Source organism: Prevotella sp. AM42-24 (genome assembly GCF_003461825.1).
GTDB classification, from domain to species: Bacteria; Bacteroidota; Bacteroidia; order Bacteroidales; family Bacteroidaceae; genus Prevotella; species Prevotella hominis.
The window spans coordinates 1-18,218 of sequence record NZ_QTXV01000058.1; the positions used below are offsets into that span (position 1 = coordinate 1).

An 18,218-nucleotide genomic window follows, 5' to 3' on the forward strand; every position below is an offset into this window, starting at 1 on the left:
ACCAATTCGTTTAAACTTGTTTCCAGGTGCAAAGGTAAAAGGGTGACATAATAGTGTCCTAAAGCAAAGAATGGGGCAACGGTCTTAGTGTCTAACTTTGCTGCAGTCTCATAATCTGACAGGGCTTTGTCTGCTCTTGAAAGCATAAGGTATGCATCTCCACGACAAATATACACGTAGGCATAATTCACTCCTTCTACATCGCCACTGGTTCTCAGAAAATGGGTATATTCTTGAACTTGCCTTCCAAAATCTGGAATATTGGCAATTCTTGTAAGCGTATCATAGAAGTTTTGCCTATATGTGCTTTTATCCAAGATACGTTTTATTTGTTCTTCTGCTTCCTTAACAATTTCTCTTTGTGCCTTGTCAGCCTCAAGCATCACTTCACGATTCGTGGTCTCTATATTATTAAATTTCTCGCCGATGCTTCGTTTAATTTCATTGAGTTCCTGTATCTTTTGGTCTATATTCCAAAGGGCGAGAACAGAGAAAACCAAGAACACAATAGTTGTAACTGTTCCCCAAAGGGATATTGCATCACTTGGCGCAAGTTCTTCTATGTGCCATATTCCATTGGTGTGAACCCATATCACCAATTCTACTATGGCAAATTGCAAAATAATGAGCAGAAAATATTTTAGATACTTCATTATCCTTATATTTTGTCTTATATCACTTCACGCTCACCTTATCCATAATCTTGCGCCACAAGTCCTTGGTCATGGCGATAGTAGGGGATACGTTGAATTTATATGTTTCCAATTGAACGAAAGTTGTGCATTACCCCTTGTAGGGGACAGAAACCCTTTCCAAAGGGAGCTCCACATCCTAACCAAGCCTTCCCTTCTCAGAAAGGAAGGATGTAACCGCCCTCCGGTGCTCAGAACTGCTACGCTCTAAGGTTGGCGGACCAAAGCGGTCTTCGCCAGATTTTGCGAGATAGGACCGCCTAAATCATTACTACATGTTTCTTAACTTCCCGAACTACCGTAGAGATTGATAACTTCTTTAACTTCTATAAAATCCCTAACAACATAATTAGCCCATAGGCGACAGAAGTTATTCTATCGCCTAAAAGGATTTTATAATCAATTGAAAATTCTTAATCTATATCGTGTTTCTCGGAATCAACTTTCGCACTCCTGTACGAAAGTATTACATTGCATACTCCACTTTACCAAAAATTGTGGTTACAGGATGCAAAGAATACAAAATTGCCTTTTGATCTTCATCGTAAGTTTCAGAAAGAACCAATCTACTAGAATCCTTTAGTCTCAGCTTTCTTAACTTTTCCTCACACTGGGAGACAAAGACATCCTCAGATACCTTTATTCTATCTTGTTTAGAAACAAACAAGTCTTTGAGATTTTCATTATCTACATAACCCACAAATTTTCTCAACTTATATTTAGCATCTCCCTGAACACCATCAATGATATGAAAGACCAAAACTGGATAGCGAGCTATTCCGTTTTTCTCTTCATTCCCCATCTTCTTCACGTAAATACGCTGACCATCATAAATATGATAATGTTGCATAGAATTGCCACAAACTATCATTTGCATATCATCGCTTACATTCTTTTTCACACCATTTATAAAAATGTGAGTCGGCATATAACCAAAAATGTTCTTTCTCTCATTACATGGTTTGGTTACCTTACCAGCTTTTACAACAGGCAAAGACTTAAAGTTCAAGAACAAGAACCCTAACATTCCCACAATTGTTATGAGAAAAGCTATTATAAATAATGTAACGTTCATATTCTAATCCTCCGTTATTATATATGGAGATGATTGCTCATCCTCCGTTGTTTTATATTTCAACACTGTCAAGGACAACCATGCAGCACCAAACAAAGTCCACCCCCAAAAGTTATTATTTACCAATAATGAAAAGACAAAAAATCCCAAGAATAAAATTATAGTGCCTAATATCCATAAAATCAAGCTACCATTATTATCTCTTTTCAGAGAAACATTATACATCACATCCCACAAGTATAGAAGCATCGCCATAATCATTGGGAAGATGTGGCTGTTAGCCACATCCAGCAATAGCTTCCCTTGAAACAAGAAAGCTGAATCTTGGCAAATAATTCCATAAAATGTAGCCACAAAAAGAGCCACAGACCAACAGAAGCAATATCCAATTTTCTTTGTCATAATCATTTTTGTTGCCAACAATTACAAATTGTTTCGCATTCATCGAAATCATTTAAAGTTTTTTAACCGTAAACATACTCAATATCATGTATTTTCTTTTAAATCAACAAGAAGTGCTTCTAAAGTATAGATAATCAGTTAGCATCCACCCCCAATGACAAAACAATTGCCACTTATCATTTTATTACTTGTAGAGATTTACTTTGATGTCGAATGGGGAATCGAAGTCCTTCAGCATCGCATGCTTCGTATCTTTCTCTGAGAGATTGGCATGTTCTGTTGGGATTTTCCAATCGATACCGAGGGTATCATCAAGGATAGAGATACCTCCATCTGCCTCTGGATGATAGAAGTTATCACACTTGTACTGAAAGACGGCTGTCTCTGAGAGGACTGCGAAACCATGAGCAAAGCCCTTTGGAATGAAGAACTGACGATGATTGTCCTCTGTCAACTCTACCGCGACATGCTTGCCATAGGTTGGTGAGCCTTTACGGATGTCTACTGCTACATCAAGTACTCTACCCTTTACGCAGCGTACCAACTTGCTCTGAGTATAAGGTGGACGCTGGAAGTGCAAACCTCGCATTACGCCATAGCTGCTCATAGACTCGTTGTCTTGGCAGAAGTGAACACTATGTCCCAGAATTGGGGCAACCTTCTCTTCAAACTCTCGCTCGCTGAAACTCTCGAAGAAGTAGCCACGAGCATCACGGAAAAGGCGTGGCTCTATAATGAGAACGCCTTCTATTTCTGTTTTTACTATATTCATCGTATTAATTTTTGTTCTTTCATAAGATTTTTTCGAATCACCCCGTCCCTCTTTACCATTAAAGAAGGCTCCACCTTTCTCACCAAGCCTCTCTTCCCTCAGGGACGAGAGGATGTAACCGCCCTCCGGTGCTCAGAACCGCTACGCTATAAGGTTGGCGGGCCAAAGCGGTCTCGCCATATTATGCGGGATGGGACAGCCTTACTATAGCTTGCTGATTGGGACAGCCAGAATAGTTCCTCATTGCAGTATCGCTCTGCACTTGTCGTCACTCGAATGAGGAATATTGTTTTTATTCTACTCTTGATAGGATTACTTCTGGGGAGGTGCCCATCAGGGTTATGGCGGAAATCTTATGACCGCCATTGGCATTTAATGAATGACCACAATGATAGAGGCTGTCATCTATGATAAGCCAGCGGTCATGAGACTCATTACTCCATTTTCTGATATCTATATGATTATTGGGGAAGAGACGGTCATGTTCCTCCATCAAGCGTTGCATTCCTTGACCTACTCCAACCGTGTAAATTGTAGCTGTTACATTTGACTTACGGACATCAAGTACACTTAGAGTTAGCGATGAAACATAGCCATCTATGATGATTACTCGATGATTGGCTGTACGAACTAAGTTCTCCAAAGCAACTCTTGCTGTGTAGAAATCACCTTCGAAGAAGACCATCTCGGCAGGAGGGGTGGAGGTTCGAATAAAGAAGTCGAGCTGCTGTTGCTGTTTGGCTTGTATGTCCTCAATATGAGTCATACGCTTGTCTATATTCTCCTGTAAGGCTATTAAATGACGGTTCACAGAATAGCCTTGAAGAAGATAGTCACGTAAAACAACATTCGCCCAACGTCGGAATTGAATGCCTCTATTAGACTTGACACGATAACCAACAGATAGAACAACGTCAAGGCTATAAAACTCAACTTGTCTAGTAACCAAACGTCCACCTTCTTTTTGAACTATCGCAAATTTTGCGACAGTTGGATTTTTACTATTTTCAATTGTCGCAAAATTTGCGCCTGTTGGGTCAGAAGCTAGCTCTTCATGAAGAGCATTGTTGATATGCTTACCTATAGTCTTGATATCACGACCAAATAACTGCGCCATTTGTTGACGATTGAGCCAAACCGTATCTTGATCCAGTTTCACCTCCAACCTAATGCTTCCGTCTGGTTGATAGAGCACTATCTGAGAATCATCAGCCATAGACTGTATATTATTGTCGTTTGCCATAATCATACATTTTATTGCTTATATAGTGGCAAAAGTACGATTTTATTTCATCAACAATCCAACGTCACCACTATATTACAAGTAGTTACACCTTTCTATTTTTTGAAAAAAGTTATTTTTGTTCCTCATTGCAGTATCGCTCTGCACTTGTCGTCGTTCGAATGAGGTTTTTCGAAAATCACCCCGTCCCTCTTTACCCTTAAAGAAGGAGTCTTTCGAATCCCTCCGTCTCCCTTTAGCCAAAAGGAGAGTTTTCTAAAATCATCCCGTCCTTCTTTACCATTAAAGAAGGCTCCACCTCTCATCTCGGTCTTCTCCCCTCAGGGAAGAAGAGGAAACCGCTCCTCCTCGTCGCTCTTAACCGCTGCGCTTTAAGGTTGGCGGGGCATCAGAGCCCTCGCCAGGATTGTTTTAGCGGGGATGAACCCGCAGGGATGAATACTTATAAAATGGTGGTGCGGGATGGGACCGATTTGCTATAACTTACTATAACATTTTACTCAGATAACTCATATTAGTGGGCTACCAGCCAAAAATGTCACTATGTGTACCTGTATCGGTTAAAATCAGAATCAATTCTTTATCATTTTGTTTCCAAACCAAAAGCCAATCGGAAGTAATGTGACATTCCATACACCCTTTATAGTTTGACTTTAAAGGATGTGGTATATTCTGGTTGAATACTTAACGGTATATTTCATTATTCCGCAAGACTCTTCATTAATTCATCCAAATCATTAGTAGCAAAGAGTTTTTCATTCTTTGCTGCTTCTAATGCCTTGTCTAATCTACAAGCCTTAGGGGCTTTTTGCTTTTTGGCAACCCACCCGAATTTCTTAATCAATGATTTGAAAAGAGAAATATCGGCTGCAGGGACATCCAATGTATATGTAGCTGTATTCATAATTGTATCTCCTTTTTGTCTGCAAATATAAGGTTTTTCTGTGAAACTACCAAATTTTGGGAGGAGTTTTTGCTTCATGCCCAAGCTGTAACAGTAGCCAGCTAAGTGACTGCTTACTGCTAAGTAGTTACCAGAATGACGCAATAGGCTTCAACTGCTTATGAAGCTGCTTTCATTGCTCCACGAAATAGGCTTCATTGACTATCGAAGCCTATTTCGTTTTTCGAGGCTTTTTTTGTCAATCATTTCGCACATTGCGTAGGCTCTTGTTGTTGAATTCGCGAGGCACTGTACTTGGCGAAACGGTCTTGGCTTGTATCAGATTTTTGGTCTTGACAAGTTCTACTTCTAAGCCTTTTTGCTCTGCTACTTTTTGCTCGTATGTCGTTGCCAACTCCAACAAGGTATAAAATTGACTCAACTCACCCTGCAGCAAGCCTTTCTTATAGATAAGGTCTTCTATCGCCTCTGCCATACTGCTGCGTACATTTCCCAGCATCTCGTCGAGCACTTTCCGTGCCGTCTTGTATTGGGAGTGTAAGCTACGCAACTTTGACTTGAGTAGCATCTTCTTTTCCTCGTCATTGCGGAGTATCAACTCCGATTCCTTGATTTGGAACGTCAGCTCTGAGATGATACGTTTCGCCTGCGCTATGCCAGTCTTGTTCTCAATGGGCAATTTGCAAAGGCGGCAAGTTCCATCCGGCACGTCCTCTGGCAATGGAGACAGACATTCCGGACAATACTCCAAGCGCAAACTACCCAATATCTCTCGGGTGTTAGCGGAATGCTTCAATGCCTGTTTCTTCCTTTCCAACTCGGATATAAACATCGTGGTGTCCTCTATCTCATACTCCAACAAGTCAAGCTCGTCTTCCACCGCCACACTCTCATGGTTCAAACGGCGAACCTCTGCCTTTTGTCTGTCGGTCTCAGTTTTTTTCTGCTCTTTGATTTCCTCGCCTTGCCTCTTCTTGGTGATTTCTTCGGATATTTTGCCTATCTCTTGATTCTTGCATTCAATCAGTTGGCTGATATGCTCCACCGACCGCATCTCAGGCGATAAGGAGGATTCGAGGGAACGAAGGGAAGCCTTGGCATCGATAATGGCTACCTCCAACTCCTTCTGGCGTAGCTTGGCTGCATAAAGGTCGGAGTCGAAGTTGCCCGTCTCGGTAAGCACATAAAGTCGATTGACAAAGAAATTAGCAGCCATCGTATTTTGATTCTAAAAGTTTGGTGCGGTATTTCAATCCATAATTTCCATTGAGGGGTGTGGTGCGAAAACAATAGCACAGCCATGATATGATGTTGCTCTCTGCAGCTGGCATCATCTCCAACTGTGACAGTACTTGCTGCATCTTGCCGTAGTCTATGATCTTGACCCGATACTCTAAAAGCTGAGAAGGACTTATCAGTCCATAGCTTGCCAAATGGCTGAGTGCTATCATCTGATAGGGTCGCAGACGCTCGAAGAGCCGGCGATCATTGGAAGATGTGTTATAGGGGTTCTCCTTTTTCTCAACGTACTGGGTCAGACGTTTTCTGAAGTTTTCCTCCGTCCGCTTAAAACGTATCTTATAGGTCTTGTAGGGAAAGAGAAGATAGAAATCGTAAATACGAAGACGGTCAACCTCGATGATTTCGCCTACTCCGAAATGACGAAGAATATTCAGCATGCGATAGATGCCATTAAAGGGATCGAAAGCGGGATTATACATCATAGTCGGTCCAATTGATATGACAGTTGCCTGTCAGATAATATAGCATTCCATAGATGTCGTCCTCGTTGTAGCAGAGACAGGCATCCGCTGCTCCATTTTCGTTCAGTTCATTCATGATAGGAAGTATGACCAGCTCATAGACTGCCCGCTTGATATCGGTAAGGGGTGTTGCCTGCTCGATGAGGGGCATCACGTATGTATCGAAACTGCTGCATATCTTAGCAAACAGGTAGCTATCGATGCGCTGGGCTGATTCATAATATTGAAATTTAGTTGATTTCTTGGCAAAATACTGTTTCAAGCGTCGTGCCTTCTCGATGGCTTTCTCGGAGAATCCGCCATCCTTCAGTTTCTGATCCAGACCTATGGTATGGGGAAGTTTGGTCTTGTAACGTCGGATGTCGTCGAACTTCTTCTTCAGTTTATTGTCTTTCTCAAATTCATCATTCAACTTGCGAAACCAACAGGTCAGACGACTTTCTGCTTTATCCTGATGGATGGTATTGAATATGGCCTGCTTTGCATTGGGACTGTAGTTGCCCACCTGCTGTATATGCACATCGTCAAAATGATTGCCTGTGCCTGGATCTCCATTGATATCTATTTCCATGATAATTAGTATTTAAGGGTCAGGGGGGATATCAGACTGCCAACAGGTCTCTCACCTTGGCTGCTATGGTACTGTCGGTAGGCTGTATGCCCAACTGACTGCGTACGGAATGATCCTTGTCATGCTCCAAGGCTTTGGTCAACGTCGTGACATTGTGCTCAACTATGACATTCTCCCTATACATTATATATATTATATTGGCAATGAGATTGCGGTTGAAGGTGGTGTTCTTCTGCTTTCCGGGTTTATAGACTACAGCATCGACCTCGGGTATAGCAAGAATGGAGCGCCACAGGGTTTCATAACGGTTCTTCCACTCCTTGCTGACGTAGGGCTTCAAATGAGCTACATAATCCATAATCTCTGCCTTGCACTGTTCCTTCTCAGCATCTCCCATGGCTTTGTCGATTGGAGATACAGGTTTCTGCTTGTCACCATAATTATTATTGATGACGGTCGTGGCATTGGGATTGTAGTTCTGCACCGTACCTATGTGTATCTCCTGAAAGGTATTGCCTGTTCCAGGATTGCCTGTTATGTTGATGTCCATATTGCTTTCTTTTATTTGTCATAAGATGTTGCATTTCAAGGTGAAAGAAAGAAGAAACTTTCATGCGACTTTCTTCCTTGCTTTCGGCTCTTGAATGTTGTACCTTTGCATCGCAGTTCAGAAATAAAGTTTAACTTCTGCCGGACGCATTGACTGCATGTGGAAATACCAAGTCCCATACCGGCGATGGGCAAATGTATGATTAAGTATTCAACTTACATGTTGCCAAACCCTATCCATCCTGAGAAGGGATCTCTGGCTTACGCAAAGGCTCAGGTGAACGAGGTGTTGTCGTTCAGAAAGTTTGTACAGCACATTGCCGACCATGGTGGTTACACCCGAGGTAAGGTGAAGGGCGTACTCTCTGATATGTGCACCTGCTTGGTGGAAATGCTCTTGGAGGGTAAGAAGGTGCAGCTCGATGAGCTTGGCGACTTCTGGATTTCTCTCTCCAGCGATGGAGCTGAGAGCTGCGAGAAGTTTACCGCCAACAACATCAAGGCTGTGAACATCGTTTTCACTCCGGGTGTTGACTTCGAGAACTTGCTGAGCAAGGCTGAGTTTGAGACCGTGGCCAGCCGCAGTGCTCAGTCTGCTACCCTCAAGGCTGAGAAGACTGGCAAGGGTTCTGTCGATTTGGAGGCTGCCAAGAACAAGGCCAATTCCTCTAAGAATGAGGGTGACGGCGACAACACTCCATCTGGTGGCACTCCTTCCGAAGGCAACACTCCATCCGGCAGCGAGGGCAGTGAAAACTCTGGCAACACCGATAGCGGAACAGGTGAAGACAACGAGCTTTAGTAAATGCTCTGCCGTGCCCGACTTCGGGTCGGGTACGGCATCCACTAACAAATTCTTATTTTCAAAATGATGTTTCACTTTTAATTCTATATGTATATGAGTAATCAAAATGAAAATCCTAACAATGGTTCCAAGAAGATTTCTTGGGTTTCAATCGTGAATGCTGTTGTTCAGGCGCTTATTGCTGCGCTGACAGCATTGGGAGTAAGTTCTTGCACGAACTTACTCTAATGAGAAATGAGAAATGACAAATTAGAAATTACTTTTCTGAAATGAGGATGATTAATGATAAATTTCCTTTGAGTATTGGGGAGGAGATGGTGCGGAATGAACGGGCACTCCTCTCTAAAGTGGAGGACGGCAAGATGATGATGTCTGCCGACTCCGTGAGATTCTTGGTGTTGCATTGCTCGGCTACACGACGCAATCAAGACTATAGTGTGGCACAGCTTCGTCGTGACCATAAGAGTCGTGGTTTCTATGACACTTGCCTGACACTACGCCGAAGGAATGTCCTTGTCTGGATGCTCATGATGTTTTCGGGTGGATAGAAGAGTTGTGATTAGAACAGATATTCATATTGCGATAAGATTCTTTGATAATCATTCTCATATCTGATCTTCTCGTTAGAACTGATATGAGGACTATGGATAATCTGTTCCATTTCTTGGAGTACCTTGCCTCCTTCACACATGATGGGGTCGAGGTGTTCCTTGAACTGTTCTATGAATGGTGAATAATAGTAGCCAATCTCCTCAATAATGAAGGAATAGATATTCCATGTGTCATTGATGGTAATGCGGTTGTGCTCCGCTTCGCCCAAGGCATACTTTCTCAGATAATCGATATTTTCAGCCTGCAACGCAACTTCCTTGTCATCTTTCACAGGATGGAAATAGCGGTCTATCAGCACTTGCCGCTCTTGCAGGTTGCGCTGGTAAAAGATATTTTCATGGGTGATTGAGGTTTTGCTTTGCTCCACTTCCTCAAAGTGCTCGGCATGAACACCGCTGATGGCTACGCTCATTCCACCGATGTCCATCACCAGACGGCGATCGCGGTCTATACGAATGATATAGCCTTCCAATCCAGCCATTTCACCTGTGGTGATACGGAGTAAAATGCGGTTGCGAGCATAATAATGATAAGGGTGGAGCAGGAAACGGATTCGCTCAGGAGAGGTTTCCGTGATACGCATGAATGGTTGCATCTGTGAGTCGGGTATCTCTGCCACCTTGCCTGTGCTACAATTCTTACACAGACGGGTGTTAGGGAAGTACTCATCGAGATAGGCTTGTATTTCTACGGGAGGACCTTGGAAGAAGACAAGTCCGCTGACTGTGGGTATTTCTCTATGCTGAACCTTTTGCTTGCCCAATTTCTTGAAATAACGCACGGTCTTATGCACAAAATAGGTTATCTTGTCCTTCTCCAACCATTCTTCCATCTTCTTCACTTTACTGTTGTGAACAAAGACGTAAGACCATGTGGTTCCGTTCAATTGATGACACTTCTTTATCGCAGAACCAGTCTTTGCGTCTGGCTCTGTAACGTGGTTGCCCTCTGGAGAAACAAGTTTCTCGCCGGCTGTAGAAAAAGAATTCGTACCATCCGGTTTCATAAATTCTATTCTACTTTATGTCCTCAGCCACAACCATACATGATGGTTGTTGAGATATAGTTAATTTGTTATTGTCGTGCATCATCTTAATCGTTTATGAGAATCAGACATTGCTGCCTTTGCACATGTATCTTTATTTTACATTCATTACACTTTTCTTATTAAGAAAGGGCGAATTCGTTGCAAAAATACGAAAATTGGTTGGAATACGTGTCAGATTTTATCATTTTCTATCTGTCCTAACCCAAAATTCACTCAATTATTTAGCAAATCGGCCTTGGATGCTTCCGGTAAATGGCAGATTTGCACCTGTTTTGACTTTTCCGCCCTTTCTTAATAAGAAAGCGTGAAATTTGCTAACCCTTTTACCCCATCATTTCGGGATGGCGCAATAATGACTATCTGTTTACAATTCTTTCAGGATCTTTTGATTTAGGCCTCACGTTCGGCAATACAAGTCAACTTTTTAAATGCTTTGGCAGGACAAACAAAAGGTATTTCATAGAAGACCTCATTGAAGCATGCAATGAGGCCCTCTATGAATTTAACGGCATGAATAAAAACACAGGTGAAAAAAGAAACCTTCCTTGAACCTTCATATCAGGGACAACTATCAGCCAATATGTCGTTTGTAAACCATACGCTAAAGAGTGATGCTGACAATCCTACTGAGCCAGCAGCGTCATTTTTCTGGCCACTCATACCACCTCCAGTGGAACTATATAACATATACAAAAGAAGAAAAATGAATTTTTTTTCTTTCATTTTTAATACATATCAGATTTTTTTAGTAATTTAGCGCAGTAATTGAAAACGAATTAAAATTATTATATAAAATGGATAATTATAAATACATCAAAGCAAAAGTCTTGCGCGCTGACGATGAGGAGCACAAGTTTATCATCGAATGGGAAGGTAAAATTTATAAGATAGCCCAACTTGCATTTCAAAGGAGGCTACCCCTACCCGATTTTCTTGACTGCAAGCTGCTGACAACGTCAAGTGGCAAAATCTTTATTTCGCAAAATATCGACCTCCTCATGAGAAGCTATTATCATGAAAATGAGGAAGTGGATTTTAAAATCAAACTGACTCTTACCGACAAATACCAGTTGGAAGATCAATATGGTTTAACGGCAATGATGGACCGTGAAACTAATATCAATGCCGCTCTTACACCAAGAGTAAGATGCAGGATCATGAAATTCAGACAAAACTATATGGAGGTAAAACTCGTTGAAGTGCTGGGAGCTGAGAAATCAGAATTCTCGCTCTCTGAAAATGATCTGCAGGAAATATTTGAAGCCATCCACCAGAAAATTCTGCAAGAAGATACGCAGAAAAAGGAACAGACTGATGAATCAGACACAAATTCAGAAAACGATAAAAAACAAGAAGGAACAGATATTGCCAGCTGGAATACAGAGAATTTCAGAAAACTGATGTTGGGTGATACTCCATCTGATATGTTCGATGTGGAATGTCATCGCTGGATTTCAAATATCTCCCAAAATATTTCCCAGAACCAACTTCAAGCTTTACTCCAAAACATACGCTATCATTGTCTCTGTACCCTGCAGAGTAACTTACTACTGCCCCGGTGTAAAGAAGCAGAACGCATATTATTAGAGCAAAGATTTACAGATGTTATCGAGCTGCTGTCTTATTATATCCAGGCCATCCAAATTCTTAAGGAAGGAAAAGCAGAAGATACCATCGAGCATATCCTCTCTACACTCGCAGACTGTGCCTACATCTACCAACCAAGAAAGCAATTCTGCATCATGCAGTGTATTTTCATGCTTGATGTCTCTATCATGGAAAAACAGATAGGCAAAATCCTTTCCACACTCCGTAAGCAGGAAGTATATCTCTGGACACGTACACCATTCCAGATGCAATGGCTCAAACTGCTACAAAGTTACGTGGATTTTACTTATGCGCAGACCGACAAACTTACCAGCGATCCTGCCACAAAGGAGACTATGATTCAGGTATTGGTGACTGAACTGATGCTCAGTAACCATTCTACTCATAAGATATATGATTCTCAACTCATCCAGGCACTACTCTACCGACTGGTATCTCTGATGAACGTGAGCGATCCTAACAAAACACTGCAAAAAGCATTCCGATCACTTTTCACGGCAACAGAATTTGATGCTACCCTACCCTTCAACTGTGATGATGCATTCATCATCGCCAATATGCTCTGCTCGCAGGAAAACAATGAACCGGTAGAAAATTTCGAATCCGCTAAGTTCGAAGGAGAACAGACCATTCTCACTGTCAATGAACAAACCATTGCCATACAACCGAAGAATCTCAACAAAGAGAATCTCTATCTGCCTTTCCCTTCAAGAATGGGATTGTGGCACGGACTCAGCATTCATCTGGACGAGAAACCGCCAGTAAACCTGAGAGGAAAAGTGGGTACTACCATCGAGCACTACAAGCAACTATGGATGTATATCAACCAATCACTCTTTTCCAATAAGCGAAAATCAGACAGTAATAAGAGAAGAAAACTCGATATAGACGACGAAACAAGCATCATTATAACTAAGCAATTAGCCGGACAGCTCATGTTCGAATGCCAAGTTATTGAGGAGGGATATGAATGCACAGGCACCCTGAATGTACTGGAAGATGTGGTACCATACTATCCCGGCGAAGTAAGCATTAAATCCTTCCAATATCTCGACAAGCCACTCGTGCTCAGAGCCTATGTAAAAGACATAAATCCAGATGGAACATACGTGTTTGCCTTGAGCGAAATGATTGAAGATTATGAAGAAGAGGTGCGCGTGAATGATATTTTCTATAACTCCAGACTCACCTGCCTGCTCAATAATCGTGGAGCCGATATCGGGCGAGTACCAGCCATCAGCAGTGAAGGTCTGTCCGTTTCTGTCTCACCTGCGCAGGACATGACTGTAGAGGAATTGAGAAAGGGAATGATTGTAGAAGTGGAAAATATCTCGAAAGGTACAAATGGCTATTTGAACGCCACCTTTGTGCGTGAGGCTCCTGAAAGCCGATTTAATGCAGCAGAAGCCTTTCACCAGCTGATGCTGGGGTATAGCAAGAAAGAAATATACAACCCGCTGGCTGAAAAAGATGAATGGGCAGCATCCCATCCGCTTGGGCCTGTCTATGTGAGTGAATTAATGTGCATCATTGAAGCCAAAGCTACCCTGGAAGAAGACAATCTCAAGGCATACAATTATCTGAATTTCTGCCGGCTGATGGCCATTATCCTGGAAAACAAAGAGCGGATAAGCTACTATGACAGCCGATTGGCCCTCTTGGAGATTCTCAACGATTTTGCCGTATTAGACAAAGTGGATACAAGCAAAATACAGCATATCGCTGATACAGACCCGGAACTCTTCGATAGAAATGCCATCCTGCGACACGATTTCATGCAACTGCGGATCATCGGCTGTCTCGACTGTGAAGACCATTATGAAGAACTTTACCGGTGGAGCTGTTGCAATGAAGATCCGCAACTACAGCAACTCGCCTCGCTCGTTCTCTCTCATAATTTCGTCAAAAAGTCGGGACTATTGTCACAAGCTGTTGATATCTTGGATAAGATCAGAGCGCTTCTCAAACTCCAGAAATCGTCCTCCAACAAGAAAAACTATGGAAAGGAAGATTTCCATACCGAGTTTAAAACCTCTATCATCTATCCGGAGAATTCCATGCGGGTAGATGTTCAGGCTCAGACTAAAAAGATCATGCAGGAATTGTGTGCTTTCCTCAATGCCGATGGTGGACACCTGTATTTGGGAGTATCAGACATTGGGTATGAGATGGGATTGGAGGAGGATCTGAAGAATCAACTCTTTAAAGGATCTCGCGATAAGTATGAGGTATATGTAAATAATCAGATTGTCTATTATCTGGGGCAAACGGGTGCCCACTACATCCATACTCATTTCGATGAAGACGTGAAGAATGCAGTGCTCATCATCGATGTTGCCCCATGCCCTACCCCTATAGCAGTAGGCAACGAGTATTTTGAGCGCATGGGAACATCGGCTCGAAAGGTAAACGACAACTATCGTGACAAGTTCCTTGCCATCCGCCAGCAAAGAGCCCAGGAGCTTGCGCCGCATATAGAGGATAAGAAAACCGATTCCCTCATGCCAGAAACTGTACCGGAAAAGGAAATCGTAAAACCTGTGGAATCTGCACCTGTAACTGATTTCATCCAGACTTCACGCATACGCAACAATGCCCTCCACGAATACGAGGAAGGTTGGAGACCATCAACGGCCGTCATCTGCCTAATGGGAACCGACGAATACAAGGTACTCGATGAAGATGACTGGCAAGACTACCGCCTGAAATTAGCTGTACATGAAGATGAAGAAGAAGGATGGCTGATTCTTGTTTACGAAAGCGGAAGGGTGTGCAAGGTATCGGTAGAAGAGCTCTTGCAGCGAGAAAGAGGCAGAGTGTTTAAGCGCAATGCCGACGAAAAACTGATATTCGCATCCATCGCCACCAATGCCGACTCTGTCTGTGTAGGTTTCATAGATGGCAAGAACAATCGTTATGTACGTTTCGATGACGTAGAAAGATTCGGTCAATCCAAAATGCAGGGCGATGGTACCTTGCCAATGGACGTACCTAATTCGGGAGTACACTATGTGGAAGTGATAGCTATCAATAAAGTTCCTATCTTACGCAACATAGGAAGAAAAACAATAGGATGCATCCTCAAAACAGTAGAAGGAAAACGCTGCTTAGCAGTTTTACCGGACTGCAAAAGTACTATCCGGATGTGATAAAAAAATATCTTAGGATACTTGGGAAAGTAACCTAAGATATCTGTTTCGGATTATTCTTCCTTTATTTTCCATTCGCTGATGGTACGCTGGGTACTGTCAAAGCTGATGCCTATTTTTACCAGTCGCTTGCCCTCAGAATGATAAGGGAGCATGTAGCCTTTTTCATCTATCTGGACCAATGCCTCTTCGGCACTTTTATCTACCTTCAGTTCGAAGACGTAGATTGTATCAGGCATGTGCATCACGGCATCAGCCCTGCCGATGGCACTCTTTACCTCCGTACGTATATATATATTGAGGAAGCTGAACATCAGATAGAAAATGGTCTGATAATGCTTCTCGCTATGATTCTCCAAATCGTATGGTATCGTAGCCATATACGTGCGCATGTGTTCCAATGCTGCCTCAATATCATTGCGGTAAACTGCCTTGCAGAAGCCTAAGAGGAAAGCATCATTATCGGAACGGCGAGGGTTTACATAATGAGGAATCAAGGAATTGAGTAAGCCATTACGTACCTCCCCGTTTGGGATGCCTAAAGTATATTCCTGAAACATCGGATCATATTTCTTGATGGTCAGGTAACCACTCTGATAAAGCAAAGGCAAGGCATCTGTCATTTCCTCCGTTGATTGGTCGAAAGAGCTGAGTACTGCCTCCTGACTTTCCAATGTAGAAAGATTGACATGATATTTATCCAATAGTTTCAAAAGGAAGGATGGAGTGCCGGAACCGAACCAATAAGGGGCAATGTCACGTGCATTCAAAGCCTTTACCAGACTGAACGGATTGAAGACATCCTCTGAATTCTTGCTGAAATGATAGCCGTCGTAGAATCGTGTCAGCTCTGCCAGGCATTCCTCATACGTCATGCCAAGCGCTTCGCCCATTGCCTCTACATCCGGTTTCATCTGCGTGGTTAGTTCCGTCTTGCTGATGCCACAGATTGCCGAGTACTGGTCGTACAGACTGATATTATCGAGGTTGTTGAGTTCGCTGAAGATGCTGAGCTGCGAGAATTTAGTGATACCTGTGATAAAGGTAAACTCTAAGTATGGATCGAGCTTCTTCAATGGGCTGTAGAAATTCTGCATGATACGACGGAGCGGTTGCAAATTCTCCTTCTCATGCACTACATCCAATAAAGGGGCATCATATTCATCGATGATGACCACAGCCTTTTCTCCCGTTTGCTTGTATGCTCGCTTTACGATTCCTTCCAGTCTTTCATTAGGATATTTTTCACCTTCTCCCTTACCATAAAGTTCTTCGTATGGCAAAAGTTCCAGATTCAGATAATTATTCAAAGCATCAGCATCAAAATGCTTGGCTCCACTCATGTCAAAATGAAAAACTGGATGTTTCACCCATTCTTTCTCATAATCAGCAATGGCTAATCCTTCGAAAAGTTCTTTTTTCCCCTCAAAATAAGCTTGAATGGTAGAGGCAAAAAGAGATTTTCCGAATCGTCTTGGGCGACTCAGAAAGACATACGACATCTGTTTTTCTCGGAAATCCACGATGTATTTGGTCTTATCTACATAGAGATAATTGCCTTCACGAATCTTCGAGAATGTCTGTATTCCTACAGGATAGAAATTTACTATTTTTGCCATAATCTTACATGTCTTACGTTTGCGCTGCTAAATTACAAAGAAAATCCGAATTAGCCAAATATAAATTCAAATAATTATCCTCCACTTTTTCACCAGCTACCAGTTACTCTCCCTTTTCCTGATTTTCTGACACTATCATGCGAATCAATTCCTCGTTAGTTTTGCTGTCAAAAACTAAAGGGATATACTGGTTTTCAAACTATCCGCATATATGAATCGTGAAAACGAATTATACTTTCATGTCATTTCTGACTGCTAAGTTTAAATTAATTATATTTTGATGTCAGTTTTGCAGAGTCTTTTGCCATTTTTGTCAATATCTGTTCACTCCAAACAGACAGATTGAATTGGCACATAACTTGCTCATATATAGAGTGAAAGCGGAAGCCGAAAGGGCAAGGGGAACGATAAGAACCCTAAGCAATGACATTTGAGGGTTTCTTGAAATCCTTGAGCCTCGAAAGCCGAAGCAATCATTATTTTAAAAGGATAAATATAATAAACAATTAGAAATCCCGACAGAGCCGAGAGGCGAAGAGAGGACGAGAAAAATAAAATTTGGAGGTTTTTCATTATGTTGTTAGCTCGTAGAAATAACAGTGTTTCAAATTGGTTGAACAATTGGTTTAATGACAATTTCTTTGATACAAGCTTGATGCCACATATGAACGCCACCGCTCCTGCAGTTAATGTCAAGGAAGATGAAAACGCTTATACGATGGAGATTGCAGCTCCTGGTTTGAAGAAAGATATGGTCAAGATGAACATTGACAAGGATGGTTATCTGAATGTATCTATCGAGAACAAGGACGAGAAGAAGGAGGAAAAGAAGGAGGAGCATTACTTGCGTCGTGAATTCTCTTACAGCAACTATTCTCAGAGTTATGCTCTGCCAGAGAATGCCAATCAAGAGAAGATTTCTGCTGAGGTCAGCGATGGTGTCTTAAAGATTGAGATACCTAAGGTAGCCAAGGAAGAAAAGAAAGACGATGTTAAGCACATTGAGGTGAAATAATCACTCATAACGTGCTAACCCGTTTTCTGGATGATATTTCATAAGCATCGGGAAAATAATTAAAACGAGAGGGTGTGTCATGAATTTATGGCGCACCCTTTTTTTTATTTTACCAGGTTCTCACTATCACAAACCTGACAAGAATAAGACTTTAGGCATGCTGACACAATAATAATCAATCTTTTTGAAAAGCACAAAACAAGTATTAAACGAATATAGCATAAAAAAATTAATTGGTTATCAAACCACATTTAAAAGTAAGAAATCTATTTTTTTAAGCTTATCTCAGTTTAATTCTGTAGAATATTACCTCATTTATGGTAAAATATTCATTAAACATATATTTAATCTCCCTCAAATCCGCAACCGCCCTCATAAGATGACACAGAGG

General features: G+C 41.9%; 16 protein-coding genes and 2 pseudogenes. 5 read left to right on the top strand and 13 right to left on the bottom strand.

The features are described from left to right. The 11 genes and pseudogenes from DW917_RS13340 to DW917_RS13395 all read right to left on the bottom strand — a co-directional run. On the bottom strand, window positions 1-653 hold a 653-nt coding region (locus tag DW917_RS13340; protein WP_199545562.1), incomplete at its 3' end, for a hypothetical protein. Between the two features lie 505 nt (window positions 654-1,158). Then, a complete protein-coding gene (locus DW917_RS13345) occupies window positions 1,159-1,767 on the bottom strand; it encodes a hypothetical protein (protein WP_118119494.1) in 609 nt (202 codons plus the stop codon). A gap of 3 nt (window positions 1,768-1,770) precedes the next feature. Then, window positions 1,771-2,169, bottom strand: a complete 399-nt coding sequence (locus tag DW917_RS13350) for a hypothetical protein (RefSeq protein ID WP_147344193.1) — start codon at window positions 2,167-2,169, stop codon at window positions 1,771-1,773. A gap of 184 nt (window positions 2,170-2,353) precedes the next feature. After that, window positions 2,354-2,941, bottom strand: coding sequence for a dTDP-4-dehydrorhamnose 3,5-epimerase (gene rfbC / locus DW917_RS13355; protein WP_118119498.1), 588 nt, complete (start codon window positions 2,939-2,941; stop codon window positions 2,354-2,356). A gap of 292 nt (window positions 2,942-3,233) precedes the next feature. After that, window positions 3,234-4,184 (bottom strand): virulence RhuM family protein, encoded by a 951-nt coding sequence (locus tag DW917_RS13360; RefSeq protein ID WP_158570163.1) that lies wholly within the window; start codon window positions 4,182-4,184, stop codon window positions 3,234-3,236. Window positions 4,185-4,706: 522 nt separating this feature from the next. After that, a pseudogene (locus DW917_RS13370) lies at window positions 4,707-4,847 on the bottom strand (type II toxin-antitoxin system YafQ family toxin); the annotation flags it as partial. 37 nt (window positions 4,848-4,884) lie between these two features. Beyond that, on the bottom strand, window positions 4,885-5,088 hold the full coding sequence (locus tag DW917_RS13375) for a hypothetical protein (RefSeq protein ID WP_147344194.1): 204 nt from the start codon (window positions 5,086-5,088) through the stop codon (window positions 4,885-4,887). A 238-nt stretch (window positions 5,089-5,326) separates the two neighbouring features. Continuing rightward, on the bottom strand, window positions 5,327-6,304 hold the full coding sequence (locus DW917_RS13380) for a hypothetical protein (RefSeq protein ID WP_118119508.1): 978 nt from the start codon (window positions 6,302-6,304) through the stop codon (window positions 5,327-5,329). Continuing rightward, complete coding sequence (locus DW917_RS13385) at window positions 6,294-6,812, bottom strand: ABC-three component system middle component 5 (protein WP_147344195.1); 519 nt, start codon at window positions 6,810-6,812, stop codon at window positions 6,294-6,296. The genes DW917_RS13380 and DW917_RS13385 overlap by 11 nt, the downstream gene beginning before the upstream one ends. Further along, on the bottom strand, window positions 6,802-7,422 hold the full coding sequence (locus DW917_RS13390; protein ID WP_118119512.1) for an ABC-three component system protein: 621 nt from the start codon (window positions 7,420-7,422) through the stop codon (window positions 6,802-6,804). The genes DW917_RS13385 and DW917_RS13390 overlap by 11 nt, the downstream gene beginning before the upstream one ends. 31 nt (window positions 7,423-7,453) lie before the next feature. Then, a complete protein-coding gene (locus DW917_RS13395) occupies window positions 7,454-7,972 on the bottom strand; it encodes a hypothetical protein (RefSeq protein ID WP_118119514.1) in 519 nt (172 codons plus the stop codon). A 198-nt stretch (window positions 7,973-8,170) separates the two neighbouring features. Here DW917_RS13395 and DW917_RS13400 point away from each other — a divergent pair. From DW917_RS13400 to DW917_RS13405, 3 genes and pseudogenes are all read left to right on the top strand, one after another. Next, window positions 8,171-8,680, top strand: a pseudogene (locus DW917_RS13400) (HU family DNA-binding protein); the annotation flags it as partial. Window positions 8,681-8,869: 189 nt separating this feature from the next. After that, on the top strand, window positions 8,870-9,004 hold the full coding sequence (locus tag DW917_RS17280) for a smalltalk protein (RefSeq protein ID WP_158570165.1): 135 nt from the start codon (window positions 8,870-8,872) through the stop codon (window positions 9,002-9,004). 47 nt (window positions 9,005-9,051) lie between these two features. Continuing rightward, window positions 9,052-9,324, top strand: coding sequence for a hypothetical protein (locus DW917_RS13405; RefSeq protein ID WP_199545563.1), 273 nt, complete (start codon window positions 9,052-9,054; stop codon window positions 9,322-9,324). An 11-nt stretch (window positions 9,325-9,335) separates the two neighbouring features. On the opposite strand, the gene DW917_RS13410 is transcribed toward DW917_RS13405, so the two are convergent. Further along, the gene (locus tag DW917_RS13410) at window positions 9,336-10,394 is read right to left on the bottom strand and encodes a hypothetical protein (protein ID WP_118119516.1); all 1,059 of its coding nucleotides are present in this window, start codon (window positions 10,392-10,394) and stop codon (window positions 9,336-9,338) included. 836 nt (window positions 10,395-11,230) lie between these two features. Here DW917_RS13410 and DW917_RS13420 point away from each other — a divergent pair. Continuing rightward, window positions 11,231-15,193: a helix-turn-helix domain-containing protein gene (locus DW917_RS13420; RefSeq protein ID WP_118119520.1), complete on the top strand. Its 3,963-nt coding sequence runs from the start codon at window positions 11,231-11,233 to the stop codon at window positions 15,191-15,193. Window positions 15,194-15,246: 53 nt separating this feature from the next. Here the strand turns inward: DW917_RS13420 and DW917_RS13425 are convergent, their stop codons facing one another. Next, complete coding sequence (locus tag DW917_RS13425; protein WP_118119522.1) at window positions 15,247-16,812, bottom strand: ATP-binding protein; 1,566 nt, start codon at window positions 16,810-16,812, stop codon at window positions 15,247-15,249. A 574-nt stretch (window positions 16,813-17,386) separates the two neighbouring features. Here DW917_RS13425 and DW917_RS13430 point away from each other — a divergent pair. Beyond that, window positions 17,387-17,827 carry an Hsp20/alpha crystallin family protein gene (locus tag DW917_RS13430; protein ID WP_118119524.1) on the top strand — a complete coding sequence of 147 codons (441 nt, stop codon included), beginning with the start codon at window positions 17,387-17,389 and terminating at the stop codon, window positions 17,825-17,827. Window positions 17,828-18,218: the final 391 nt, after the last annotated feature.

Bases quoted from the DNA above. Each gene is read 5' to 3' on its own strand.
- DW917_RS17280 (WP_158570165.1), top strand. From the start codon at position 8,870: ATGAGTAATCAAAATGAAAATCCTAACAATGGTTCCAAGAAGATTTCT.
- DW917_RS13395 (WP_118119514.1), bottom strand. From the start codon at position 7,972: ATGGACATCAACATAACAGGCAATCCTGGAACAGGCAATACCTTTCAG.
- DW917_RS13385 (WP_147344195.1), bottom strand. From the start codon at position 6,812: ATGATGTATAATCCCGCTTTCGATCCCTTTAATGGCATCTATCGCATG.
- DW917_RS13430 (WP_118119524.1), top strand. From the start codon at position 17,387: ATGTTGTTAGCTCGTAGAAATAACAGTGTTTCAAATTGGTTGAACAAT.
- DW917_RS13345 (WP_118119494.1), bottom strand. From the start codon at position 1,767: ATGAACGTTACATTATTTATAATAGCTTTTCTCATAACAATTGTGGGA.
- DW917_RS13375 (WP_147344194.1), bottom strand. From the start codon at position 5,088: ATGAATACAGCTACATATACATTGGATGTCCCTGCAGCCGATATTTCT.
- DW917_RS13410 (WP_118119516.1), bottom strand. From the start codon at position 10,394: ATGAAACCGGATGGTACGAATTCTTTTTCTACAGCCGGCGAGAAACTT.
- DW917_RS13360 (WP_158570163.1), bottom strand. From the start codon at position 4,184: ATGGCAAACGACAATAATATACAGTCTATGGCTGATGATTCTCAGATA.
- DW917_RS13425 (WP_118119522.1), bottom strand. From the start codon at position 16,812: ATGGCAAAAATAGTAAATTTCTATCCTGTAGGAATACAGACATTCTCG.
- DW917_RS13350 (WP_147344193.1), bottom strand. From the start codon at position 2,169: ATGACAAAGAAAATTGGATATTGCTTCTGTTGGTCTGTGGCTCTTTTT.
- rfbC (WP_118119498.1), bottom strand. From the start codon at position 2,941: ATGAATATAGTAAAAACAGAAATAGAAGGCGTTCTCATTATAGAGCCA.
- DW917_RS13380 (WP_118119508.1), bottom strand. From the start codon at position 6,304: ATGGCTGCTAATTTCTTTGTCAATCGACTTTATGTGCTTACCGAGACG.
- DW917_RS13405 (WP_199545563.1), top strand. From the start codon at position 9,052: ATGATTAATGATAAATTTCCTTTGAGTATTGGGGAGGAGATGGTGCGG.
- DW917_RS13390 (WP_118119512.1), bottom strand. From the start codon at position 7,422: ATGGAAATAGATATCAATGGAGATCCAGGCACAGGCAATCATTTTGAC.
- DW917_RS13420 (WP_118119520.1), top strand. From the start codon at position 11,231: ATGGATAATTATAAATACATCAAAGCAAAAGTCTTGCGCGCTGACGAT.